20 protein-coding genes are annotated in these 23,769 nt (G+C 63.3%); 17 read left to right on the forward strand and 3 right to left on the reverse strand.

Annotated features, from left to right (window positions below; all coding sequences use genetic code 11):
- Window positions 1-38: 38 nt before the first annotated feature.
- Entirely contained in the window at window positions 39-461 is a 423-nt protein-coding gene (locus LNV06_RS09745; protein WP_263538347.1) for an OsmC family protein, read from the reverse strand.
- Between the two features lie 331 nt (window positions 462-792).
- On the opposite strand from LNV06_RS09745, the gene ilvA reads away from it, so the two are divergent.
- Window positions 793-2,400, forward strand: coding sequence for a threonine ammonia-lyase, biosynthetic (gene ilvA / locus LNV06_RS09750; RefSeq protein WP_263538049.1), 1,608 nt, complete (start codon window positions 793-795; stop codon window positions 2,398-2,400).
- A gap of 136 nt (window positions 2,401-2,536) precedes the next feature.
- Window positions 2,537-3,631: a nicotinate-nucleotide--dimethylbenzimidazole phosphoribosyltransferase gene (locus tag LNV06_RS09755; RefSeq protein WP_263538050.1), complete on the forward strand. Its 1,095-nt coding sequence runs from the start codon at window positions 2,537-2,539 to the stop codon at window positions 3,629-3,631.
- A gap of 10 nt (window positions 3,632-3,641) precedes the next feature.
- Here the strand turns inward: LNV06_RS09755 and LNV06_RS09760 are convergent, their stop codons facing one another.
- The gene (locus LNV06_RS09760) at window positions 3,642-4,232 is read right to left on the reverse strand and encodes a hypothetical protein (RefSeq protein ID WP_263538051.1); all 591 of its coding nucleotides are present in this window, start codon (window positions 4,230-4,232) and stop codon (window positions 3,642-3,644) included.
- Window positions 4,233-4,327: 95 nt separating this feature from the next.
- Here LNV06_RS09760 and gspG point away from each other — a divergent pair, with 95 nt between their 5' ends.
- The 13 genes from gspG to LNV06_RS09825 all read left to right on the forward strand — a co-directional run bounded on the left by gspG (window position 4,328) and on the right by LNV06_RS09825 (window position 19,617).
- On the forward strand, window positions 4,328-4,771 hold the full coding sequence (gspG, locus tag LNV06_RS09765; protein WP_318013470.1) for a type II secretion system major pseudopilin GspG: 444 nt from the start codon (window positions 4,328-4,330) through the stop codon (window positions 4,769-4,771).
- Window positions 4,743-5,243, forward strand: a complete 501-nt coding sequence (locus tag LNV06_RS09770; RefSeq protein ID WP_263538052.1) for a pilus assembly FimT family protein — start codon at window positions 4,743-4,745, stop codon at window positions 5,241-5,243. The genes gspG and LNV06_RS09770 overlap by 29 nt, the downstream gene beginning before the upstream one ends.
- Window positions 5,243-5,626, forward strand: coding sequence for a type II secretion system minor pseudopilin GspI (gene gspI, locus LNV06_RS09775; RefSeq protein ID WP_263538053.1), 384 nt, complete (start codon window positions 5,243-5,245; stop codon window positions 5,624-5,626). Before LNV06_RS09770 ends, gspI begins: the two co-directional genes overlap by 1 nt.
- Before the next feature lies 1 nt (window position 5,627).
- Window positions 5,628-6,293, forward strand: coding sequence for a PulJ/GspJ family protein (locus LNV06_RS09780; protein WP_411970096.1), 666 nt, complete (start codon window positions 5,628-5,630; stop codon window positions 6,291-6,293).
- Complete coding sequence (gene gspK, locus LNV06_RS09785) at window positions 6,290-7,342, forward strand: type II secretion system minor pseudopilin GspK (protein WP_263538055.1); 1,053 nt, start codon at window positions 6,290-6,292, stop codon at window positions 7,340-7,342. Before LNV06_RS09780 ends, gspK begins: the two co-directional genes overlap by 4 nt.
- 109 nt (window positions 7,343-7,451) lie before the next feature.
- Window positions 7,452-8,726 (forward strand): type II secretion system protein GspL, encoded by a 1,275-nt coding sequence (gene gspL, locus LNV06_RS09790; protein ID WP_263538056.1) that lies wholly within the window; start codon window positions 7,452-7,454, stop codon window positions 8,724-8,726.
- Window positions 8,723-9,235, forward strand: a complete 513-nt coding sequence (locus tag LNV06_RS09795; protein ID WP_263538057.1) for a type II secretion system protein M — start codon at window positions 8,723-8,725, stop codon at window positions 9,233-9,235. The genes gspL and LNV06_RS09795 overlap by 4 nt, the downstream gene beginning before the upstream one ends.
- Window positions 9,232-10,164 (forward strand): type II secretion system protein N, encoded by a 933-nt coding sequence (gspN, locus tag LNV06_RS09800; RefSeq protein WP_263538058.1) that lies wholly within the window; start codon window positions 9,232-9,234, stop codon window positions 10,162-10,164. Before LNV06_RS09795 ends, gspN begins: the two co-directional genes overlap by 4 nt.
- A gap of 2 nt (window positions 10,165-10,166) precedes the next feature.
- Window positions 10,167-12,392 (forward strand): type II secretion system secretin GspD, encoded by a 2,226-nt coding sequence (gene gspD / locus LNV06_RS09805; RefSeq protein WP_263538059.1) that lies wholly within the window; start codon window positions 10,167-10,169, stop codon window positions 12,390-12,392.
- A 42-nt stretch (window positions 12,393-12,434) separates the two neighbouring features.
- Window positions 12,435-13,850, forward strand: a complete 1,416-nt coding sequence (gene gspE, locus LNV06_RS09810) for a type II secretion system ATPase GspE (protein WP_318013477.1) — start codon at window positions 12,435-12,437, stop codon at window positions 13,848-13,850.
- A 17-nt stretch (window positions 13,851-13,867) separates the two neighbouring features.
- On the forward strand, window positions 13,868-15,079 hold the full coding sequence (gene gspF / locus LNV06_RS09815; protein WP_263538061.1) for a type II secretion system inner membrane protein GspF: 1,212 nt from the start codon (window positions 13,868-13,870) through the stop codon (window positions 15,077-15,079).
- Between the two features lie 133 nt (window positions 15,080-15,212).
- Window positions 15,213-16,109 (forward strand): 5'-nucleotidase, encoded by an 897-nt coding sequence (locus LNV06_RS09820; RefSeq protein WP_263538062.1) that lies wholly within the window; start codon window positions 15,213-15,215, stop codon window positions 16,107-16,109.
- 103 nt (window positions 16,110-16,212) lie between these two features.
- Window positions 16,213-19,617, forward strand: coding sequence for a S41 family peptidase (locus tag LNV06_RS09825; protein ID WP_263538063.1), 3,405 nt, complete (start codon window positions 16,213-16,215; stop codon window positions 19,615-19,617).
- A 60-nt stretch (window positions 19,618-19,677) separates the two neighbouring features.
- Here the strand turns inward: LNV06_RS09825 and tyrS are convergent, their stop codons facing one another.
- Complete coding sequence (gene tyrS, locus LNV06_RS09830) at window positions 19,678-20,943, reverse strand: tyrosine--tRNA ligase (RefSeq protein WP_263538064.1); 1,266 nt, start codon at window positions 20,941-20,943, stop codon at window positions 19,678-19,680.
- A gap of 224 nt (window positions 20,944-21,167) precedes the next feature.
- On the opposite strand from tyrS, the gene LNV06_RS09835 reads away from it, so the two are divergent.
- Together LNV06_RS09835 and LNV06_RS09840 are read left to right on the forward strand one after the other, a co-directional pair.
- The gene (locus tag LNV06_RS09835; RefSeq protein ID WP_263538065.1) at window positions 21,168-22,559 is read left to right on the forward strand and encodes a M23 family metallopeptidase; all 1,392 of its coding nucleotides are present in this window, start codon (window positions 21,168-21,170) and stop codon (window positions 22,557-22,559) included.
- A gap of 42 nt (window positions 22,560-22,601) precedes the next feature.
- Complete coding sequence (locus LNV06_RS09840) at window positions 22,602-23,726, forward strand: anhydro-N-acetylmuramic acid kinase (protein WP_263538066.1); 1,125 nt, start codon at window positions 22,602-22,604, stop codon at window positions 23,724-23,726.
- Window positions 23,727-23,769: the final 43 nt, after the last annotated feature.

Consider the following 23,769-nt stretch of genomic DNA (forward strand, 5'->3'; position numbering starts at 1 on the left):
CAAACCCGCCACGAGAGTTGGGCTTCCCAAGGCCTCTATCAGCCCTCGACCAATTCGACCGAAGTCGTGATGGTCGCCGTCTTGCCCAACATGATGCTGGCCGAGCAGTATTTTTCGTGCGACATAGCCACCGCCCGTTCGACCACCTCTTGCTTCAAGCCCTTGCCGGTGACGACAAAGTGCATGTGAATGGCGGTAAAGACCTTGGGCTCGACCTCAGCCCGTTCGGCACTGAGCTTGACTTGGCAGCCGCGCACATCATGGCGCCCCCGCTTCAAGATCAAGACCACGTCATAGGCGGTGCAGCCGCCTGTACCGGCCAACACGGTTTCCATCGGCCGCGGCGCGAGGTTGTGCCCCCCACCCTCGGGCGCTCCATCCATATTCAATAAGTGCCCGCTGCCCGTCTCGGCAACGAAAGCCATGCCCTGGGCGCCCATCCAATTGATCGTGCATTCCATACGGTCCGACTCCAAAAAGTTCTGCGCCATTCCCTCTCTTAGGGGGTGGAGCCCAATTCACAGCAAATTTATTGCAGTGCAGCATTACTTGCAGCTAAAATTCTACCCAAGCGAATCAATTCAAAGATATTGCAAACCGCAAGCCCTTTTTCTTGAAACGCACCGTTTGTCTCCTCCACCGCCTCCATGGTGGATTCAGCCCGAGCTTGCAAAAGCTTGGGCTTTTTTTTGGGCTTTTTGATGCCGCTCGGGCTCGAAACCGGCCGGCAGGCCCGCTCGCAATGCCCTCGCTTATCATGTTGCGCTGCAATAGATTGGCATTGGAGATTTCATGGCTGGCCCCGCTCGAGCAAAGAAAAACAAGGTCGAAAACAAAACCGCCCGCGCCAAACGGCCCGCTCGCCCCGCCCTCCCCGCCTTGATTCCCAGTGATAACAGCTATCTGCAGAAGATTCTGAATGCGCGCGTCTATGAAGCCGCCAAGGAAACGTCGCTCACACCCGCCAAGAATCTCTCGAAGCGCCTAGGCAACAAGGTCTGGCTCAAGCGCGAGGATGAGCAAGCAGTTTTCAGCTTCAAGCTGCGCGGCGCCTATAACAAGATGGCGCATTTGAGCGCCGAGCAACTGGCCCGCGGGGTCATTTGCGCTTCAGCCGGCAACCACGCTCAAGGCGTTGCTTTCTCAGCCAAAAAGCTCGGTTGCCGCGCCGTCATCGTGATGCCGGCCACCACGCCCAAACTCAAAATCGACGGTGTCCATGGCCTGGGAGGCGAAGTCGTGCTGCACGGCGAGAGCTACTCGGACGCCTACGCCCATGCGCTAGAGCTGGAAAAAGCCCAAGGCCTGACCTTTGTCCATCCCTTCGATGACCCAGACGTGATCGCCGGCCAAGGCACCATCGCGATGGAGATCTTGCGCCAACACCAGGGCCCGATCGACGCCATCTTTTGCGCCATCGGCGGCGGCGGTCTGATTTCCGGCGTGGCCGCCTACATCAAGGCCGTGCGCCCCGAGATCAAGGTCATCGGCGTGCAGACGCGTGACTCTGACGCCATGGTGCGCTCGGTGCGCGCCGGTAAACGGGTGCAACTGAATGACGTCGGCCTGTTCTCCGATGGCACGGCCGTCAAACTGGTGGGCGAAGAGACCTTCCGCATCACCCGAGAGCTGGTGGATGACTTTGTGCTGGTGGACACCGACGCCGTCTGCGCCGCCATCAAAGATGTGTTTGAAGACACCCGCAGCATTCTGGAGCCCGCCGGCGGTCTGGGCGTAGCCGCCGTCAAACAATATGTGGCTGAGCATGGCTGCAAAGGCCAGACCTTTGTCGCCATCACCTGCGGCGCCAATATGAATTTTGATCGGCTGCGCTTTGTGGCCGAGCGGGCCGAGGTGGGCGAACATCGCGAGGCGCTGTTCGCGATCACCATCCCCGAGGAGCGCGGCAGCTTCAAACGCTTTTGCGAACTGCTGGGACCACGCAATGTGACCGAGTTCAATTACCGGATTTCGGACGCTAACAAAGCCCATGTCTTCGTTGGCGTGGCGACTCAAAAGCGCGAAGAGTCGCTCAAACTGGCCAAGGCCTTCGCCAAGCAAGGCTTCGAAACCGTCGATTTGACCGACAACGAGTTGGCCAAACAGCATATCCGCCATATGGTTGGCGGCCGCACTGAGCTGGCGCGCGACGAGCGGCTGTATCGCTTCATCTTCCCCGAGCGCCCAGGCGCCTTGATGAAGTTCTTGTCCTCAATGCACCCCGACTGGAACATCAGTCTGTTCCACTACCGCAATCAGGGCGCCGATTACGGCCGCATCTTGGTAGGCATCCAGGTGCCGCGCGGCGACAGCGCGGCGCTGCGCGACTTTTTGGCTTCGCTGAATTACCCCTTTGAGGACGAGTCCAACAATCCGGTCTACAAGCTCTTTCTGCGCTGAATCGAGCAAATTTCTGGCCACCTAGGCACGCCGATCCGCCTTGAAAAGGGGATTTGCGGATGGGCAGCGCCCAGGCTTGAATCCAAAATAGCCGCTTTTCCACCCCGCACCACGAATCGCGTCCGCTCCCGCCACCATGTCGCTGCAACAGTCCCTGATTTCGCCGACGGCCAATCCCGAGCTGGAAAAAGCCTTGCGGGACCGGGTCGACCGTCATGCTGCCATCGCCGGCGGATTGGGTGAGTTGGAGCCCTTAGCGGTGCGGCTGGGCCTGGTGCAAAACACTTTGACGCCGCGCTTTCGCGACCCGGTCTTGGCCCTTTTTGCAGCAGATCACGGCTTGGCGGTTGACAGCATTGGCAGCCAATGGGGCCGCAGCACCAAAGAGCAAGCCCAGCTCGCCCTGCAAAACCGCCTGCCGGTCTCGGTGTTTGCGCGCATCCAGGGCCTGCAATTGGCGGTGGTGGACTGCGGCATTGCCGAAACGCTGAGCCCGCACGCCAAACTGCTCTCGCGCAAGATCGCGCATGGCACGCGCAATGCTCGCGTTGGCCCGGCCATGAGCTTGGAGCAAGCCCATGCCGGCGTGCGCGTGGGCATGGAGATCGCCGACAAATTGGCCGGCAATGTCTTGGCCTGCGCCGGCATGGGACAAGGCTCGGCTGAAAGCGCGGCCTTGGTCTTGTCTCGATTGGTGAACGTGCCGGTGCGCGACTTTGTGATTTCCGGCCCGGACATGCGACAAGATGATCTCGCCCATTTGCTGGCCGTACTGCAAGGCGCTCAATCACGGCACCGCGAAGTTACCGACCCCATGGAAGTGTTGGCCGCATTCGGCGGCTTTGAAATCGCGGTGATGGTGGGCGCGATGTTGGTGTCAGCCTCCAAGCGTCATCTGATCATCGTGGACGGCATCAGCGCCTGTGCCGCGCTGAAGGTTGCAGCCCGGATCGCCACCCCGGTCACCGATTACGCCGTCTTTTGCCGCAGCCACGTACACCGTGGCTTGGACGAAGCGCTGGCCTTGTTCCACGCCTCAGCCTTGTTGGAATTGGGCATGGATAGCGCCGATGGCACCGGAGCCGCCTTGGCTTGGCCCATGATTCGCAGTGCGGCCGCCTTGCTCACCGATCTGCATGAGATTGTCGAGCCCAGCCCCAGCCAAATCGCCGCCAACCCTGAGCCTTCAGGGCCGCAAACGAACAACAGCTTGCCAGCTCGCGCGCTTTGATCGAAGCCCTTCAGCGAGCCGGAGGTCCCGAAGGATCGCTCAAGGGCACGGCCGCAGGCGTGTTGCCATAAGGTGCATCTTGGCCTGCAGGAGGCAATGGCGGGGGCAGCGGCAAAGCACCTCCCAGCACCACGGCCGAGGGTTGTGCAGCCTGCAAAGCGCCGGTCGCTGCAGGCGCTAGCGCCGTCATTTGCAGCGTGAAGCTGGCAATGCCTGCATCACCCAAAGTGGCAGATCGCCCATCCACCTTCAACAAGCGCAGATTGCCATCCACCAAGGCGCCCACTCGAACGGTGCGGGCCACACCGTCAACAGAGATCAGCGCCACACCTTCGCCGGCGTGGGGGCTTCGGTTGGTCTTGGGTGCCACCACGCCCAGCAGCTTGAAACGGCTCTCCGCAGGCGGCGCCTCGGCCTCTACAGCCGCGGGTGCCGCAGCGCCGAACAAGCGCGTCAGGTCGGCTTGCAAACCTTGTCGTTCGACGGCGGGCAAGGCCTGTGGCGGCGTGGCCAAGGGTTTGGCCAGTAGCTGAATCAGCCAATAGCCGCCGCTCAAGCCCAGCAAGCCCCACACTACAAAAGCAAACATTCGTGCAAGCATCGGCAGATTATGATTCATGCGCCGCGCTACCCACGAGCTGCGGCGTTATTGCAACCAGGTCGCCACGATTTATGCCCACAAAAGTTCAGCTTTCTTTGAGCACGCCCTCTTCCTTCGGTCTGCGCCAAGGTTTGTCGCGAGGCTTCACCCTGATCGAGTTGCTGGTTGTGTTGGTCATCATCGGCGTGTTGGCCGCCTTGGTGGTGCCTAATGTGCTGGACCGGGCCGACGAAGCCCGCGTCACGGCGGCCCGCACCGACGTCAACAATCTGATGCAGGCCCTCAAGCTGTACAAGCTCGACAACCAACGCTACCCCAGCCAAGAGCAAGGCCTGGACGCCCTGGTGCGCAAGCCCACGGCTGGCACGCCGCCGCCGAACTGGAAGCCGTACATCGAAAAACTGCCGATGGACCCTTGGAAGAACCCCTACCAATATGCCAACCCAGGCATCAAGGGTGAGATCGACGTCTACAGCTTCGGCGCCGACGGCCGCGCCGGAGGCGAAGGCAATGACGCCGACATCGGCTCCTGGCAATAAAAGCCTCCTCGGCAGCGCGCCGGTGGCCAAGCGCAGCGCGCAAGGCTTCACGCTGATCGAACTGCTGGTGGTGGTGGCCTTGATCGCCATCGCCACGGCCACGATCAGCTTGTCGCTGCGCGATCCGGCAGCCGTACAACTAGAGCGCGAAGCTGAACGCCTGGCCGCCTTGTTCGAGACCGCCCGCGCCGAAAGCCGTGCCGCGGGCTTGGCCGTGACCTGGCGGCCGGTGCAAGACGACAGCCAAGATCAGTTCCGCTTCAGCGGACTACCGACTCGCATCCATTTGCCACAGCGCTGGCTGGGCGATGCGGTGGCAGTGCAGATCGCCGGCGCGCGCCAAATCACCTTAGGGCCGGAGCCCATGATTGGCGCCCAAAAAGTGCAGCTCAGCCTGGGTCAGCAACATCTCGTGCTGAGCACGGATGGGCTGTCGGCGTTTGAAGTCTTGCCCGCTGCCCCTGCGCCCTGATGAAGAGCTGCTCCCGCTTTCGCGCTGCACACGCGGCTGGCTTCACCTTGATCGAAGTCTTGGTAGCCATGACCATCGTCGCCATCGCCTTGAGCGCGGGCATCAAGGCGGCCGGCGCACTCAGCGATAACGCCGACCGTCTGCGCAGCATCAGCGCAGCCCAATGGTGTGCCGAGAATCAGTTGACCGAGTTGCGCCTGTCCAAACAATTCCCCGGCGTGGGCGACTCCGATTTCAGCTGCGAGCAGTTTGGCCGCAGCTATGCCGGCCGCATCACCGTTCGTCCAACGCCTAACCCGAACTTTCGCCGGGTCGATGCCGTCGTGCTGAACGAGGCGGGACAACAGCAGTTGTTGCTGTCCACCATCATGGGACGCTTCTGAGATGAGCTTGTCCTCACAAGTTCGATCCCGAGGCTTCACCTTGATCGAGGTGCTGGTCGCCCTGGTAGTGATGGCCATCATGTCCATCATGGCCTGGCGCGGTCTCGACGCTTTGATGAAAAGCCGCGAAGTGGCTCAGACCCATATCGACCAGAGCGCGAGGCTGCAAACCGTGATTGCGCAGTGGGAGCAAGACCTGCGCTCGGTGCAAGACCCGGGCCGAGCCGATGCCTTGAGCTTTGACGGCGCCAGCCTGCGTTTGATTCGCCAGCATGCGCAAGGCTTGCAAGTGGTCAGTTGGAGCGTACGCAGCGGCGCGCTCTACCGCTGGGAGAGCAAACCCGCGCAAACCGCGGCGGCGCTCGACGACAGCGTGCAGCGCGCCACTCAGCTGCTGGCGCAAGACAGCGGCCAATTGCGAGCGCTTGAAGGCATCAGCGGCTGGCAACTCTATTGCTATCGCGGCAACAGCTGGAGCAATTGCTTGTCCACCGGCAATGTGCAAACTGCAGCGCCGCCAGCGTCTGCAGCTTCCGGCGTGCCGCCACCCAGCACACAGCAGCGCCAAGCGCTGCCCAGCGGAGTTCGCATGGTGATGCAGTTTGCGCCCAGCAGCGGCTTCAACGGCGCCCTGACCCGCCAGATCGAACTGGTGACCACGCCATGAAGCGCGCTTTGAACAGCCCGTTCAAGCGCTCGAAGCAAGCCGGTGCGGCCCTGCTGACGGCCATGATCATCGTCACCTTGGTGGCCAGCTTGGCCTCGGCCATGGTGTGGCGCCAGTACCGGGCGGTGCAGATCGAAGCCGCCGAACGCGCCCGCGCCCAGGCCGCTTGGATTCTGCAAGGTTCGCTCGATTGGGCCCGATTGATCCTGCGCGAGGACGCGATCGAGAACCAACGCGTCGCTGCTCGCGGTGAACAGCCCATGGATCACTTGGGTGAGGTCTGGGCTGTGCCATTGGCCGAAGCTCGCTTGTCGACCTTTTTGGCGGCAGAAAAAAGCAATGCCGAAGACGGGCCGGAGGCCTTTCTTTCCGGCAGCCTGGAAGACGCCCAAGCGCGCTACAACCTGCGCAATTTGCTCAGCGCCGGCCCGCTGCCGGCCCTGGAGAAACGCGTGCTCGAGCGCCTGTGCACCAGCGCCTCCGCCCCGCCGGGCACGGCCGATCTGATCATCAAGCAATTGCGGGCGGCTTTCGATGTGCCATCCTCGCCGCAAGGCGGCGCCAGCGCCCCCAACCCAGGCCCTGCCACAGCCTCCAACAGCACTGAAGCCGACAAAGGCGAAGCCCCATTGCAGCCCAAGACTCTGGATCAAATGACTTGGCTGGGCCTGAGCTTGGACACAGTAGAGCGGCTGCGGCCGCTGCTGATCCTCTTGCCTTCGCCGACCCCGGTGAACCTGAACACCGCGCCGCGCGACGTCATCGCCGCGCTTTTTGACAATATGGATCTGGCCTCGGCCGAGCGTCTGGTGCAAGCTCGCCAATCCAATCCATTGAAAACCATTCAAGACGCGGCCGCCTACTTCCCGCCCAATGTGGTCCTGAGCGCCGACCGGGCGGCCACCACCTCCTCGTTTTTCATCGTCAAAGGCCGACTGCGGCTGGAAGAGCGGGTGCTGGAAGAGCGATCCCTGATACAAAGGCGCGGCCGCGACATGGTGGTGCTGGACCGGCAGCGCGTCAGCCAAAGCACAGACGGCAAGCCCTAATGCGCCGCCACTTGCTGTGAAAGCGCTGCAAATACCTGTCCTAAGTGATTGATTTCAGAACATTGCCTCATTGCCTGCCTCCTAGAATGCGCCAGCAACGAACACCGTTATGAGTACTCTGCTCCTCTTTTTGCCTGCGCGCAGCCGCCTGCAGGCCCAAGGCCGCGCCTCGCCGTCACTCGACAGCCTGAGCAGCGGCGCTTCCGCTCGCGAGTACGACTACCTGCTCAGCAATGACGGTCTCAACATCCACTCGCAGGGCAGTCGCACAGCGGCCAAATTGCCGCATGCCGACCAAGTGATCGCGATTGCCGCCGAGTCCGATGTGTCCTGGCAGCGCGTCACCCTGCCACGCGCCGGTCGGCAGATGCGCTCGGCCCTGGCCGGCATGTTGGAAGAATCGCTGCTGGAAGACCCGGACGGCCTGCACTTCGCCATCGAGCCCGAGGCCGTGGGCGGCGACACCGCCTGGGTCGCCATCACCTCGCGCGCCTGGCTGCAGCAGCACCTGACTGAATTGGAAGGTGCCCAGGTCTTTGTGGACCGCATCGCCCCCTTGAGCTGGCCCGACGCCCCCCCGCGCGGGCATTTTTACGAGACCGGCGTGGAAGCCAACCCGATCGGCCTGCGCTGGAGCCATCCCGAAGGGGTCACCAGCTTGCCTGTCAACGGCAGCCTGCCGCGCCAGCTTTTTCCCGCATCCTTGGTGCAACTGAGTCAATGGAGTGCCGCACCTGCCGTGGCCGCTCAGGCTGAACGCTGGCTGGGCACCTCGGTGCAGGTGCTAGCGCCCAATCAACGGGCATTGGCCTTGATCGATGGCCCCTGGAATCTGCGTCAGTTTGAACTGGCACCGCGCACCCGCGGCCTGCGTGCGCTGCGCAACTTCTTGCGCGGCCTGATGCGGCGCAATTGGCGGCCGGTACGCTGGGGCTTGGCGGGCCTGGTCGCCGTGCATCTCCTCGGCTTGAACCTCTTGGCCTGGCAGCAAAGCCAGCAGATCAAGGCCCGCCGTTTGGCCCTGGACAGCACGCTGACGCAAGCCTTCCCGCAGGTGCGCGCGATCCGCGACGCGCCCATCCAGATGCAAAGAGAAGCCGACGTCTTGCGCGCCGCCGCCGGCCGCGCCAGCGATCAAGACCTTGAAACCTTGTTGGCCGCCGCCGCCATTGCCTGGCCCGCCGAGCGCGGCCCGCTGGATGCGCTGAGCTTCGAGACTGGCCGTCTACAGCTGAACGCCACAGGGTGGAGTGAAGCGCAGATTCAACAGTTCCGCACCCAGTTGCGCAGCGAAGGCTGGCAGCTCGAAACCCAAGATGGCCGCCTGACGGTCAGCCGCGCGGCCCGCAATTCCGCGCCGGAAGCCAAGGGCAGAACATCATGACAAGCCCAAGCAAGACGGCCCAATGGCAAGCCCTCAAAACCCAGGCCAAAGCGCATTGGGAGGGCTTGGGCGAACGTGAACGTCTGGCCCTACAACTGGTCGCCTGGATACTGGGCGCCTTGCTGATCTGGTTGCTGGCGGTCAAACCCGGCCTGCGCACGCTGCGCCAAGCCCCCGAACAAATGGCCACGCTGGAAGCCCAGCTGCAAGACATGCAGGCCTTGGCCCTGGAAGTGCGCGAATTGCGCGCCACCCCCACCGTGCCTGCGGCCTTGGCGGTGCAGGCTCTGCAAGCCGCCAGCGAACATCTGGGCCCCGGCGCCAAGCTGAGCCTGAACGGCGACCGCGCGATTTTGAATCTGAACGGTATCTCCGCGCCGGCCCTGCAAGCCTGGTTGGGCGAGGTGCGCAGCGCCGCCCGCGCCAAGCCGCTGGAGGCCAAGCTGCAGCGCGGGCCGAATGGCTATAGCGGCTCCATTGTGTTGAGCTTGAATGGAGCCACGCCATGAGCGCCGCCTTCTCCTCTGCCCGAAACTGGTTCAAGCGCGGCAAGTCCGCCGATTTGGGCGCGCCGCTGACCGAAATGGGCGCCACCCAATGGCAAGACTCGCGCCAAGTCGAGCCCGCCTGGCGCGGCCGCAGCAATGCCGCCATGCGCTGGAGCGTGGCGGGCGCGGTGCTGGGCGTCTTGCTGTCCCTGATCGTGTTCGCCCCGGCCAGTTGGCTGGCCCATGGCTTGGCCAGCGCGAGTCAAGGGCATTTGTTGATTACCGACACCCGCGGCAGCATCTGGAACGGCAGCGGTGTGCTGGTGCTGACCGGCGGCGCCGACAGCCGCGATGCCAGCCAATTGCCGGGCCGCCTGCGCTGGTCCATGGGCCTCAAGGGATTCGGGCTGCAGCTGCGCGCATCGCAAGACTGCTGCATCAATGGCGAGCTTCAAATGCAGATCCAACCCGGCTGGGGCCGCTTTGAGATCAGCTTGTCCAGCCATGCCGACTGGCTGGCGCGTTATCCCGCCGCATGGTTGGCGGGCCTGGGCACCCCCTGGAACACCTTGCAGCTGGGTGGCTCGCTGCGCCTGGCAACGCGCGACTTCCGGCTCGAATGGGTGCAGGGCCGTTGGCGGCAGTTTGGTCAGCTGGACTTGGACCTGATCAATCTGTCCTCCCGCATCAGTACCTTGGCGCCGCTGGGCAGCTACCGCTTCAGCTTGGCGCCCGAGTCCAATGATCCGAGTAAATCTGGCGTCAGCAAAATGACGCTGAGCACGCTGGATGGCGCCTTGCTGCTGTCCGGCCAAGGCAGTATTGCGGCCGGCAAGGCCCGCTTTTTGGGCGAAGCCAGCGCGGCGCCAGGCCGCGAAGCCGCCCTGAGCAATCTTCTGAATATCATCGGGCGGCGCCAAGGCGCGCGCTCCGTCATTTCGATTGGATGAGCATGAACAAGCGCCCACGCATTGAGCGCCCTGCACGGCAGGCCAGCCCCACTTTGGCCGGCGTTCTGGCCCTGTCGGTCTTGGCCAGCCCGGTGCTGGCGCAGACTGACAGCAACCGCGCCAACAACCGCGCCCACAGCCCGGCGCTGAAGTCCGGCACGCCGGTGACCCTGAATTTCGTCAATGCCGACATCGAAGCGGTGACCCGCGCCATCGGCGTGATGCTGGACCGGCAGTTCATCATCGACCCGCGCGTCAAGGGCCAGATCACGCTTTACAGCGAACAGCCCTTGAGCGTGCGCGAGGCCTATCTGAACTACTTGGCCGCCCTGCGTGGCCTGGGCTTCACCGTGGTGGAAAACACCGGCATGCTCAAAGTGGTGCCCGAGGCCGATGCCAAGCTGCAGGCCGGCGCGGTAGCGGTCGGCTCCAGCAGCGCACGCGGCGACCAGATCATCACGCAGATCTTCCGCCTCAACCACGAGAACGCCAACAACTTGGTGTCCGTGCTGCGGCCCCTGATCAGCCCCAACAACACCATCAATGCCAACCCAGGCAACAACAGCCTGGTGATCACCGACTACGCCGAGAACCTGCAGCGCCTGGGTCGCATCATTGCGACCATGGACACGCCGGGCAATACCGATATCGAGATCGTGCCGCTCAAACATGCGGTGGCCTCGGATCTGGCGGCGCTGGTGCAAAAGCTGGCGGCTGGCGGTGCGGCCAATGCCGCCGCAGCGGTACCGGGCCAGGCCAGCGGCGGCATCTCGGTCTTGGTCGACCCTCGCAGCAATGCTTTGATCTTGCGCGCCAGCAATCCAGCCACTTTGGCCGCCACCCGCGCCATGGTCGAAAAGCTCGACCAGCCCTCGATCGACGGCGCCAGCAATATCCGCGTCGTCTACTTGAAGAACGCCGATGCCACCAAGCTGGCCACGGTCTTGCGCGCGGCTTTTGCGGCCGGCAATTCAGCAGCGGCTGGCGGTAACAGCAACAGCAGCTCAAGCAGCAGCGCCAACAACAACTCGCTGGGCGGCGCCCCGCTGAGCGGCAGCAACTCGGGCAATAACAGCAGCGGCACGTCCACGGCCTCGTCCAGCCCGGTCTCAGCTTCCCAAGGCCCTTCGACCGGTGGCTTTGTGCAGGCCGACCCGGCCACCAATTCTTTGATCATCACCGCGCCCGAGCCGCTCTACCGCCAAATTCGCGCGGTCATCGACCAGCTCGATTCGCGCCGCGCGCAGATCTATGTGGAGACCATGATCGTCAAGGTCGATGCCAGCAAGTCCGGCCAGTTCGGCGTGCAATGGCAGAACCTGTTCGGTGGCAAGGGCGACAGCAATATCCCCGGCCTCGGCACCAATTTCGGCACAGGCCTGGGCAATATCATCAACGGCAGTGCGGCTGCAGCAGGCGGCAAGACCGGCATCGCCACAGCCCTTGCCAGCGCCGCTGTGCCGCAGGGCCTGAACATCGGCTTCTTGAAAAAGGTCGGCGATTTCTACACCCTGGGCGCAATTGCCAACTTCCTCGAAGGCCAGGCCGGCGCCAACATCCTCTCCACCCCGAATCTGGTGGCGCTGGACAATGAAGAAGCCAAAATCGTCATCGGCCAGAACGTGCCCTTCCTGACCGGTTCTTACTCCAACACCGGCGGTTCGGGCTCAATCAATCCCTTCCAGACCATTGACCGCAAAGACGTGGGCCTGACCCTGCGCATCCGCAGCCAGATTGGCGAAAGCGGCACGGTGCGCATGACGGTCTACCAAGAGAACTCCTCGGTGGTGGACGGCAAGTCCAGCAGCGCCGGCCCGACCACCGACAAGAGCTCGATCGAAACCACGGTGGTGGTGGACGATGGCCAGATCATTGTGCTGGGCGGCCTGATGAAGGACGAGTACAGCGACGGTGAAGACAAGGTCCCCGGCCTGGGCAGCATCCCGATTCTGGGCAGCCTGTTCAAGAGCGAAAACCGCAAGCGGGTGAAGACCAATCTGATGGTCTTCTTGCGCCCAGTAGTGATGCGCAATCAGGCCACGGCGGACCAGCTGACGCTGGACCGCTATGAGTCCATCCGCGCCTTGCAACAAAACTCACAGCCGGGCCAAAGCTTGGTACTGCCGAATACCGGCGCACCGGTCTTGCCGCCTTCACCGGCCACTCCGGCGGGCGGCCAGAGCGAGGCCGGCGCCAAGACTCCACTGGCACCCATCGCGCCTCAGTAAGCCAACCACCGCACCGAGCTCCAGAGTCCGCGCATGGCCGCCATCCGACATCCCCTGCCCTATGCCTTCGCCAAGGCCAACTCCGTGCTGCTGGAAGACGACGGCAACAGCCTGGTCTTGTGGGCGCCGCCCGAGGTCAGCCTCGCCACCTTGTCCGAGGTGCAACGTCTTTACGCCCTGGATCGTCTGGAGCAAGAAGCCCGCAGCACGCTGAGCGAGCGCATCAATGCCGCCTACGCCGGCAGTGAGTCCAGCGCCGCCGTGGTGATTGGCGAGGTGGAAAGTGCGGTGGACCTGTCGCGCATGATGCAGGACCTGCCGGCCGTTGAAGACCTGCTGGAAGCGGCCAATGATGCGCCCATCATCCGCATGCTGAATGCCTTGTTGACGCAGGCGGCCAAAGACGGCGCCAGCGACATCCACATCGAGCCCTACGAGCGAGCCAGTTCGGTGCGCTTCCGGGTTGACGGCACGCTGCGTGAGGTGGTGCAACCCAACCGAGGTCTGCATGCAGCCCTGATCTCGCGCCTGAAGATCATGGCCGAGCTGGACATTGCCGAGAAACGCTTGCCGCAAGACGGCCGCATCTCGCTGCGCATTGGCGGCCGCGCCATCGATGTGCGGGTCTCCACCCTGCCCAGCGCCCATGGCGAACGCGCGGTGCTGCGTCTGCTCGACAAGAGCGAATCGAAGTTCACGCTCGAAGGATTGGGCATGAGCGGCGATGTACTCTCCAGCTTCAAGCGCCTGGTGCAGCAACCGCACGGCATCGTGCTGGTCACCGGTCCCACCGGCTCGGGCAAGACCACCAGCCTCTACGCTTCGCTGCAGACGGTGGACACCGGCACCACCAATGTGCTGACGGTGGAGGACCCGATCGAATACGAGCTCTCTGGCATCGGCCAGACGCAGGTGAATGCCAAGATCGAGCTGACCTTTGCCAAGGCCTTGCGCGCCATCCTGCGCCAAGACCCGGACGTCATCATGATCGGCGAAATCCGCGACCATGAGACCGCTCAAATTGCCATCCAGGCCTCACTGACCGGCCACTTGGTGCTGGCCACCTTGCACACCAATGACGCGCCCAGCGCGGTGACGCGTCTGACCGATATGGGCATCGAGCCCTTCTTGCTCAGCTCCAGCTTGCTGGGCGTGCTCGCGCAACGCTTGGTTCGCAAGTTATGCCCGCAATGCCGCCGCTTCGACGACTTGGGCAAATACCACCCAGTCGGCTGCGAGGCTTGCGCCCACACCGGCTACAAAGGCCGCACCGGCGTGTATGAATTGATGGTGGCGAATGATCAGGTGCGTGGACTGATCCACCAGCAAGCGCCTGAAAGCGTCTTGCTGGCAGCCGCCCAAGCGGCCGGCCTGCGTTCGATGCGCGAAGACGGCGCTCGCCTGGTGGCGGCCGGCATCACCTCAGAAGAAGAAGTCTTGCGCGTCACGCGCGAGTAGCCGGGACAGAACTCGCCATGCCCGCTTACAAGTACGAAGCGCTGAACGCCGGGGGTCGCCCCAGCAACGGCCTGATCGAGGCCGACACGCCGCGCGCGGCCCGTGCCTTGCTGCGCGCCCAGGGTCTGGTGCCGCTGAGCATGCAAACGGTGCAGCAACACGGGCAGCAAAGCGGCAGCCGTTTTGCCCGACGCGTCTTCAGCCCCACCGCCTTGGCCGTCTGGACCCGGCAGTTGGCCGGTTTGGTCGGCTCGGGCCTGCCGATCGAACGCTCGCTGACGGCCCTGGCCGACGAATGCGAAGACAACCGACAACGTGAGTTGCTTTCGCAGCTGAAAGCCGAAGTCAACGCCGGCGCCACCTTCGCCCATGCCTTGGCCAGCGCCCCGCGCGAGTTCGACGAGGTGTATTGCGGCGTGGTCGCGGCCGGCGAGCAGAGCGGAGCTCTGGGCCTGGTGTTGGAGAAGCTGGCGGACGACTTGGAAGAACGCCAAGACTTGCGCGGCAAGCTCTTTGGCGCCATGGCCTACCCGGCCATCGTCTCGCTAATTTCGGTGCTGATCGTGATTTTTCTGGTCACTTATGTGGTGCCGCAAATCGCCACGGTGTTCACCAACTCCAAACGCGCCCTGCCCTTCTTGACGGTGGCCATGCTGGCCATCAGCGCCTTTGTGCGGCAGTGGGGCTGGCTGATGCTTTTGGTGTTGATCGGTGGGGGCGTAGCGCTCGGCCAAGCCTTGAAGGGCGAGGCCTTCAGGCAGCGCTTTGACTCTGCTGTGCTGGGCGTGCCGCTGTTGGGCCGACTGACGCGCGGCTATAACGCGGCTCGCTTTGCCAGCACCCTGGCCATGCTGGCCGGCGCCGGCGTGCCGATCTTGAAGGCCTTGCAGGCCGCAGCCGAAACGCTGTCCAACCGCGCCATGCGCGCCGATGCGCTGGATGCCCTGGTGCAGGTGCGCGAAGGCGCTCCGCTGGGCAATGCGCTGGCCGGCAAGAAGCGCTTCCCCGGCATCCTGGCCATGTTTGCGCGCCTGGGTGAGCAGACGGGCCAGTTGCCGCAGATGCTGGAGCGCGCCGCCAAGCAACTCAGCGTCGAGGTGCAGCGCCGCTCGATGGCCGCTGCCACCATGCTGGAGCCGATTCTGATTGTGGTGATGGGTGCCATCGTCTTGATGATTGTGCTGGCGGTGCTGATGCCAATCATTCAGCTGAACACCTGGGTGAAATAGATGCCCCCGGCCCATGGGTACTTGGGCCGCCCCCAGTGGGGGCCCGATGGCGGTCGGGCCAGGCCCGACCGCCATCGCTCAAGTCCTTCTTGGGGCGGCCCGGCGAAGGACTTGATTACGGAGCGCCCGACACATGCCTGCCAATCTTGACGGACAACTGGTGGTGGCGATCTCCTCGCGAGCCCTGTTCGATTTCGAAGAAGAAAACGAGCTCTTCGAAGCCGAGGATGACCGCGCCTATATGGCCCTGCAAGAAGCCCGGCTCGATCTGCCGGCCAAGCCGGGGGTGGCTTTTTCGCTGGTCAACAAGCTGCTGGCTTTCAACACGCCCGAGCAAGCACGGGTGGAGATCGTGGTGCTGTCGCGCAATGACCCGGTTTCGGGCATGCGGGTATTCCGCTCGGCCAAGCATTACGGCCTGGGCATTCAGCGCGGCGTGTTCACCCGCGGCGAGTCACCCTGGCGATATCTGCGTCCGCTGAACGCGCAGCTATTCCTGTCAGCCAATGAAGCCGATGTGCGCTCAGCCCTGGCTGCTGGCGTGGCGGCGGCGCGTGTGCTGCCCCTGTCCGCCAAGGCCTCGGCCGAACACCCGGATGAGTTGCGTATCGCCTTTGACGGCGACGCGGTGCTGTTCTCCGACGAGGCCGAACGCGTGTTCCAAAGCGAAGGTCTGAGCGCCTTTCAGTCGCATGAAAGCGCGCATGCCAATATCCCATTGGCCGCGGGCCCCTTCAAGCCGGTACTGGAGGCCTTGCAGGGCCTGCAGCGTCAGCCCGGCGGCGGAATGCGGGTGCGCACTGCCCTGGTCACTGCACGCAGCGCACCAGCACATGAGCGAGCCATTCGCACACTGATGGATTGGCGCATCGAGGTCGATGAGGCCATGTTCCTCGGCGGCTTGGCCAAGGGCGAATTCCTGCGCGAGTTTGAGCCCGACTTTTTCTTCGACGACCAAGCCGGTCACATCGCCAGCGCTGCGGCCCATGTGCCTGCCGGCCATGTCAGCTCAGGGGTGAGCAACCCCTAATTCCCAAAACGAGCGGCGCAAGGCCGACTGCAAGCATCAACGGGCGAAGCGCCTCACAAAGACGCACGCTCCCCATTTCCCACAAGGACGAGAGACAAAACCAATGAAGCTCCTACAAGCTGCGTTAGTCACGGCCATCAGCGCGGCCCTGCTCAATATGAGCGCACATAGCGCCCCGCTCAGCCAAGCGCAGAGCGCCGGCCCGAGCGCAGGCTTTTACCGCCAGCCCGCCCTGCATGGCGAACAGCTGGTTTTGGTGGCCGAGGGCGATCTCTGGCGGGTTGCCGCCAGCGGCGGCCGGGCTGAACGGCTGACAACCCATTTGGGCAACGAGACCATGCCTGCGGTTTCACCCGACGGTCGATGGCTGGCCTTTGTGGCCCAGTACGACGGGCCGGGCGATGTCTATCTGATGCCCATGCAAGGTGGCGTGCCCAAGCGCATGACTTGGAACGCTGCGGCCCAGAAGGTCTGGGGCTTCAGCGCCCAAGGCGAACTGCTGCTCAGTGGCCCTGCACAAGATGGTCGCCCGGTCAGCCAGCTTTATGCCATCGACATCCAAAGCGGTCAGCGGCGCGCGCTGCCCGTGGGCCAAGCCAGCGATGGCGCGCTGAGTGCCGACGGTCGCCAGCTCTATTTCACTCGCAACGGCTTGCAAAGCGACAACGCCAAGCAATACCGTGGCGGCGCAAGAGCGCGGCTTTGGGCCCTGGACCTGAACGCCCAAACCGAAGCCCGCCCCTTGCTGACCGAAGGCGCCAATGACTCACGTCCCATGCCCTATCAGCTGGCCGACGGGTCGGCGCGTATTGCCTTTTTGTCGGACCGGGACGGCACGGTGAACCTGTGGTCGGTCAACGCGCAAGGCCAAGACCTGCGTCAACACAGCCGCTTCAAGGGCTGGGACATCCGCCACGCCTCCATCAGCGGCAATAAGGTCAGCGTGTCCGTGGGCGCAGACATTCATGTGCTGGATCTGGCCGAGACGCAAGCCAGCGAAGGCCAAAAGCTGGCCATCCAACTGAGCGGTGACTTTGCCCAGCAGCGCGAGCGCTGGGTCAAGAAGCCACAGGATTTTCTGACTCACACCGCCCTGGCCCCCAATGGCGAACGGGTGCTGCTGAGCAGCCGCGGCCATTTGGCCACCCAAGGCACCGGCGCCCTGCGCCGCGCCGAGTTGCCGCAGCCTGCTGATGGCCGCTGCCTGCAAGCCGCCTTCAGCGCCGACAGCCTGCAGGTCTTTGCTATCTGCGACTTCAGCGGTGAACGTGAGATCTGGCGCTTTGCCGCCAATGGCCTGAGCCCAGCGCAGCAAATCACGCGAGACGCTCCAGCCATGCGTACCCAGTTGCAGCCCTCGCCCGACGGCCGCCATCTGGCCCATGTGGACAAAGAAGGGCGGCTGTTCCTGACCGAGCTCAAATCCGGCACAAGCCAGCTGATCGCCCATGACCAGCGCAGTGCCAGCATCAATCACCTGAGCTGGTCGCCTGACGGCCAAGTGCTGGCCTTCACTCAGCCCTTGCGCAATAACAACCGCGAGCAGATCCAGCTGCATGACTTGAAGACGGGCAAGACCCACACCGTCAGCAGCGACCGTTATGACAGCGAGGCGCCCGCCTTCAGCTCGGACGGCCGCTGGCTGTACTTCATCTCCAAGCGCAACTTTGAAGTCAGCGTCAACACCAGTCCCTGGGGCGACCGCAATATGGGTCCCACCTTTGACCGACGCGCCAAGCTTTATGCCCTGGCCTTGCAGCCCGGTTTGCGCTTCCCTTTCGCCGCCAAGGATGAACTGACACCAGCCGAGGGCGGCACCGACGGGAAAGAAGGCAAAGAAGGTAAGAGCGAAGCCAAACCCGAAGGCAAGGCGGAGGCCAAACCCAAGAATGCGGCGGACGGAAAAGCCGAGAACAAGGTCGAGGCCAAGCCCGCCATTGTTTGGGCCGGCCTGAACGAACGGCTGTTTGAAGTGCCACTGCCAGCTGGCAACTACAGCGCCTTGCGCACCGAAGGCAAGCGGCTCTGGTTCTTGGACAGCGAAAGTGGCGCCGACCGCAAGCCTGCTTTGAAGTCTCTTGCGATTGACCGTTTGGGCGGCAAGGCCGAAACCGTGGCCGAGGACGTCAAAAGCTTCGAACTCAGCGCCGACGGCAAAAAGTTGATGCTGGTGAAGAACCCAGCTGGGCCCGGCGTGGCATCGGAAATCTTGCTGGTCGAAGCGGCGCCGAAATTGCCGGCTGAGGCCGCCAAGTTCCAGATCAAATGGAGCGACTGGCAGATCGCCATCGACCCCAAGGCGGAATGGCGCCAGATGTTTGCCGACGCGTGGCGCATGCAGCGCGACCATTTCTACGACAAGGCCATGCACGGCGTCGATTGGGTGGCCACGCGTGCCAAGTACGCCCCCTTGGTCGAACGGGTGACCGACCGGGCCGAGTTGGCCGAACTGATGGCACAGATGGCCGGGGAGCTCAGTGCCTTGCACAGCCAGGTGGGCGCCAGCGATGTGCGCACAACGCCGGAAGAGCCAGGCTTGGCGGGCCTAGGCGCACGACTGTCTCGCCATGCCAAGGGCTGGCGCATCGATCACATCTACCTCAGCGACCCTGAGCTGCCAAACGACTTATCGCCACTGGCCGCGGCGGGTTTGAACATCCAAGTGGGCGACGTGATTACCGCCATCAACGGACGCAAGACCACCGAGGCCACGGACCTGGCCGAACTCTTGCGAGGCCATGCCGGCAAGCAAGTGCTTTTGCAGTTGATCAAGGCGGATGGCAAGGAGATTCAGCAGGTGGTGAGCCCGGTTGCGCAGCGTCGCGAACAACAACTGCGCTACGGCGACTGGCGCTACTCACGCGCTCGCGCGGTCGAAAAGGCTTCGGACGGCCGCATCGGTTACCTGCATCTGCGCGCCATGGGCAAAGACGATATCGCTGACTTTGTGCGCGAGTTCTATGCGCAGTCGGACCGCGAAGGCCTGATCATCGACGTGCGCTTCAATGGCGGCGGCAGCATCGACAGCTGGATTCTGGAAAAGCTGATGCGCCGCAGCTGGGCTTTCTGGCAGAGCCGCTCGCCCGAGGGCGCGCCGCCTTACGCCAATATGCAAGAGGCCTTCCGCGGCCATTTGGTGGTGCTGGCCAATGAAGAAACCTATTCCGACGGCGAAACCTTTGCCGAAGGCATCAAGCGCTTGGGCCTGGGGCCGGTGATTGGCAAGACCACCTCGGGCGCGGGTGTGTGGTTGTCGGATCAGAACCGCCTGCTCGATAACGGCATCATGCGCGCCGCTGAGAGCGGCCAGATCAGTGCAGACGGGCAGTTCTTGATCGAAGGCGTGGGCGTGAAGCCTGATATCGAGGTGGACAACCCGCCACGCGCCAGCTTCCTCGGCGGCGATGCGCAGTTGGACGCGGCCATCGCTCTGCTGAAAAAAGCCATGACGGACAAGCCCCTGCAAGCCGTTAAGCCCGGCGCTTATCCAAGGCCACTGAAGCAGTAATGAAAAAGGGAGGCTGCGGCCTCCCTTTCTACTTCCCGCGCCTTACGCGCAAAAAGCCGGTCAACTCAAGATCACGCGCGCGAATTTGCGCTTGCCCACTTGCAGGACAACGGTGCCAGCCTCCACTTTCAGCGCCTTGTCGCTGATGACGACTCCGTCAATGCGAACGCCGCCCTGTTCAATCATGCGGGTGCCCTCGCCATTGGAGGCCACCAAGCCGGCCGATTTCAACAAGCTTGGCAAGCCCATAGGCGCACCACTCAGAGTCACTTCAGGAATCTCATCCGGAATGCCGCCTTTGGCGCGGTTGTTGAAGTCGGCCTCGGCTTCATCCGCAGCTTGAGCGCTGTGGAAGCGAGCCGTGATTTCCTTGGCCAGCATGACCTTGGCATCCTTGGGGTTGCGGCCGCCGTCGATCTCACGCTTGAGCGCGGCAATCGCATCGCTGCTTTGGAAGCTCAGCAGATTGAACCACTTCCACATCAAGTCATCGCTGATCGACAAAACCTTGGCAAACATGGTGTTGGCCGGCTCGCTGATGCCGATGTAATTGTTTTTAGACTTGGACATCTTCTCTACGCCGTCCAAGCCTTCCAGCAGCGGCATGGTCAAGATGCACTGCGGCGACTGACCGTATTCCTGCTGCAGATGGCGGCCCATCAGCAAGTTGAACTTCTGGTCAGTGCCACCCAACTCCAAATCGCTCTTCAAGGCCACCGAGTCATAGCCCTGCATCAGCGGGTAGAGGAACTCATGCACCGAGATCGGCGTTTGCGCGGCGAAGCGCTTGGTGAAGTCGTCGCGCTCCATCATGCGAGCCACGGTGTACTTGGCGGCCAGCTGAATCATGCCGCGCGCGCCCAGCGGGTCGCTCCACTCGGAGTTGTAGCGGATCTCGGTCTTGCTCTCGTCCAGCACCAGCTTGGCCTGGGCGTAATAGGTCTCGGCGTTGGCCTTGATCTGCTCGGCCGTCAGCGGCGGGCGGGTGGCGTTGCGGCCGGACGGATCGCCGATCATGGAAGTGAAGTCGCCGATCAGAAAGATCACCTGGTGGCCCAGGTCCTGCAGCTGGCGCATCTTGTTCAGCACCACGGTGTGGCCGATGTGGATGTCGGGGGCTGTGGGGTCCAGGCCCAGCTTGATGCGCAGCGGCACGCCGGTGGCCTCGGATTTGGCCAGCTTTTGCAACCAGTCCGCCTCGGGCAGCAGCTCGTCACAAGCACGCAAAGAGACCGCCATCGCCTCGCGCACTTTGTCGGTGATCGGATAGCTGGGCTTGGCCGAGCTTGGGGGATTGACAGGCGCGGGCGTTTGCTTTTCGGTCATGACAAGAGGCTGGGCTCGGGTAAAGCCTTGATTTATCGGGTTTTCTAGACGTTGACGCGGCGATTGACTCTGTATACTCGCGCCTAGTTTTCGATGACACCCCCCATAAGTTGGTGAGATGTCGCGAAAAGATCAATTCTAGTGGACGCGATTCATGGCATTCGCGACACATTTGTCAGACGCCCGGCCAAGCAGGCGTCAAAACAAGAAGAACTTGGGATTTGATGAGCGTGACTGACCGGATGAACGATGTGAAACAGGCTCTGGCGCGAGCCGAAGCCTTTGCCGCCCGCCATCCCCGTGCCTTGACGGGTACTGTGGTCGGCCTGCTCAGCGGCTTTGCCGTGACGGCTTTTGGTATCGCCCCCCTGGCCCCCGATGCCCGCGACCTGCCCCAGAGCACCGTCGTTGAAGCTAGCCAAACCCACGATCTTGAAGAACAGCTGGCCGCCTTGGCCGAGCACAAGATTGGCCTGAGCCGCAGCGAATTGACCCGCAGCAGCGACACGGTGGAAAGCCTCTTCAAACGCCTCGGCGCTTTTGACCCAGCGGCGGCTCAGTTCCTGCGCACCGATCCTTTGGCCAAACGTGTCTTGCAAGGCCGCGCCGGCAAGTCGGTGCAATTGGTGGCCGATGCCTCGGGCAATGTGCAGACATTGGTCGCCCGCTTCCCCTCCGACAAGGCCGAGCAGCAATCCACGCATTTCAGCCGACTCAGCATCACCCGCAGCGGCAAGACCTTCAGCTCCAAGCTGGAAACTGCCGAGTTGCAAGCCCAGATTCGCCTCGGCAGCGGGTCCATCCAGACCTCGCTGTTCGCCGCGACCGATGAAGCCCGCATCCCTGACGCCATCGCTTCGCAGATGGCCGATATGTTCTCCGGCGAAATCGACTTCCACCGCGAGCTTCGCAAGGGCGATCGCTTCTCGGTCGTTTACGAAAGTCTGACCGCAGACGGCGAAGCCGTCACCTGGGACAACGGCGCCAGCGGCCGCGTCATTGCCGGCGAGTTCGTCAACAACGGCCGCAGCCATTCGGCAGTTTGGTTCAAAGACAGCGCCACCGGCAAGGGCAGCTTCTATGGCTTTGACGGCCAGAGCAAGCGCCGCGCTTTCTTGGCCAGCCCTATGGAGTTCTCGCGCATCACCTCCGGTTTCGCGATGCGCTTCCACCCGATTCACCAGACTTGGCGCGCCCACCTCGGCGTGGACTACGGCGCACCGACCGGCACGCCGGTCCGAACCGTTGGCGATGGCTTGGTTGAGTTTGCCGGCTGGCAAAACGGCTTCGGCAATGTGGTCCATGTGCGCCACAACGGCGACCGCACCACGGTCTACGCCCACCTGAGCCGCATCGACGTAAAGAAGGGCCAGCGCATTGAGCAAGGGCAAAAGCTGGGCGCTGTTGGCGCCACCGGCTGGGCCACAGGCCCGCATCTGCACTTCGAATTCCGCGTCAAGGGCGCCCACCAAGACCCCCGCGTAATCGCTCGCGCCTCCGAGGCCGTGACCTTGCCGAACTACGCACGCGCGCAGTTCAAGCAGACCGTCGCCAGCGTTCAGTCCCAATTGCAGGTGGCACAGACCATGGACGGCGGCGTCAGCGGCGCCGATTGAGGCGACGACTGAGGCGACTTACTCGTTCAGCCCAAAGCACACATGCCCAGGCCGCGTGACCTCTTCATCGGCCTGATGTCTGGCACCTCGCTGGACGGCGTCGACGGCATCATCGCTCGCTTTCCAGAAGCCGGCGGCGGCATGCAGGTCTTGAACCACTTGCACCAGCCCTTCTCCGGCGCCTTGCGAGATGAATTGCTGACTCTGAACAGCCCGGGCGAGAACGAGCTGCATCGCAGCGCTCTGGCCGCGACCGCCGTCGCTCGCAGCTATGCCGATCTGGTCGCTCAGTTGCTAGAGCTGAGTGAGCTGCCCAACACGGCCATCACCGCCATTGGCGCGCATGGCCAGACAGTCCGGCATCGCCCGGGCGAGTTCGATGGCTGCGGCTATACCGTGCAACTGCTCAATGGCGCCCTGCTGGCCGAACAGAGCGGCATCGCCGTGGTGTGTGATTTACGCAACCGCGATGTCGCCGCAGGCGGCCAGGGCGCACCCTTGGTGCCCGCTTTTCATCGCGCCCAGTTTGGACGATTGGAACGCGACGTCGCCGTCCTGAATATTGGCGGCATCAGCAATATCAGCCTACTGGAACGCACGGGTGGCACGCTGGGCTTTGACTGCGGCCCCGGCAACTGTTTGATGGACTTATGGGTCGCCGAGCATTTAGGCCACGCCTATGACGCCGCTGGCGCCTGGGCCGCGAGCGGGCGAGTCGTGCCAGACCTGCTCAGCCAGATGTTGGCCGAGCCCTTCTTTGCGCTGGCGCCACCCCGCAGCACGGGGCGCGACTTGTTCAACCGCGACTGGTTACAAGCGCAAATCGCTTCTTCAGGCCCGCACGCCGCACAGGACGTACAAGCCACTTTGCTTGAGCTGACAGCGCATGGCGTGGTGGACAGCCTTCGCAGGCATGCCGTTTCCACCCAAGATCTGCTGGTCTGCGGCGGCGGCGCTCTCAATGCCCACCTGATGCAGCGGCTGCAAGCCCTGCTACCCGGCATCAAGGTCTTGCCGACCGACGCCCGCGGCCTGCCCGCCATGCAAGTGGAAGCGGCCGCCTTCGCCTGGCTGGCCATGCGCCATGTGCGCGGTCTGCCCGGCAATTTGGCTGCCGCCACCGGCGCGGCAGGCCCACGACTCCTTGGCGCCCTCTATCCCGCCTGAACCTCAGCTTCAGCCATGAAAAAAGCCACCAGAAGCTGGTGGC

The organism is Paucibacter sp. Y2R2-4 (genome assembly GCF_025717535.1).
In the GTDB taxonomy this organism is placed as follows: domain Bacteria; phylum Pseudomonadota; class Gammaproteobacteria; order Burkholderiales; family Burkholderiaceae_C; genus Paucibacter_A.

Coding starts and splice junctions, on each gene's coding strand:
- LNV06_RS09745 (WP_263538347.1), bottom strand. CDS start 461: ATGGAATGCACGATCAATTGGATGGGCGCCCAGGGCATGGCTTTCGTT.
- ilvA (WP_263538049.1), top strand. CDS start 793: ATGGCTGGCCCCGCTCGAGCAAAGAAAAACAAGGTCGAAAACAAAACC.
- LNV06_RS09755 (WP_263538050.1), top strand. CDS start 2,537: ATGTCGCTGCAACAGTCCCTGATTTCGCCGACGGCCAATCCCGAGCTG.
- LNV06_RS09760 (WP_263538051.1), bottom strand. CDS start 4,232: ATGCTTGCACGAATGTTTGCTTTTGTAGTGTGGGGCTTGCTGGGCTTG.
- LNV06_RS09770 (WP_263538052.1), top strand. CDS start 4,743: ATGACGCCGACATCGGCTCCTGGCAATAAAAGCCTCCTCGGCAGCGCG.
- gspI (WP_263538053.1), top strand. CDS start 5,243: ATGAAGAGCTGCTCCCGCTTTCGCGCTGCACACGCGGCTGGCTTCACC.
- LNV06_RS09780 (WP_411970096.1), top strand. CDS start 5,628: ATGAGCTTGTCCTCACAAGTTCGATCCCGAGGCTTCACCTTGATCGAG.
- gspK (WP_263538055.1), top strand. CDS start 6,290: ATGAAGCGCGCTTTGAACAGCCCGTTCAAGCGCTCGAAGCAAGCCGGT.
- gspL (WP_263538056.1), top strand. CDS start 7,452: ATGAGTACTCTGCTCCTCTTTTTGCCTGCGCGCAGCCGCCTGCAGGCC.
- LNV06_RS09795 (WP_263538057.1), top strand. CDS start 8,723: ATGACAAGCCCAAGCAAGACGGCCCAATGGCAAGCCCTCAAAACCCAG.
- gspN (WP_263538058.1), top strand. CDS start 9,232: ATGAGCGCCGCCTTCTCCTCTGCCCGAAACTGGTTCAAGCGCGGCAAG.
- gspD (WP_263538059.1), top strand. CDS start 10,167: ATGAACAAGCGCCCACGCATTGAGCGCCCTGCACGGCAGGCCAGCCCC.
- gspF (WP_263538061.1), top strand. CDS start 13,868: ATGCCCGCTTACAAGTACGAAGCGCTGAACGCCGGGGGTCGCCCCAGC.
- LNV06_RS09820 (WP_263538062.1), top strand. CDS start 15,213: ATGCCTGCCAATCTTGACGGACAACTGGTGGTGGCGATCTCCTCGCGA.
- LNV06_RS09825 (WP_263538063.1), top strand. CDS start 16,213: ATGAAGCTCCTACAAGCTGCGTTAGTCACGGCCATCAGCGCGGCCCTG.
- tyrS (WP_263538064.1), bottom strand. CDS start 20,943: ATGACCGAAAAGCAAACGCCCGCGCCTGTCAATCCCCCAAGCTCGGCC.
- LNV06_RS09835 (WP_263538065.1), top strand. CDS start 21,168: ATGAGCGTGACTGACCGGATGAACGATGTGAAACAGGCTCTGGCGCGA.
- LNV06_RS09840 (WP_263538066.1), top strand. CDS start 22,602: ATGCCCAGGCCGCGTGACCTCTTCATCGGCCTGATGTCTGGCACCTCG.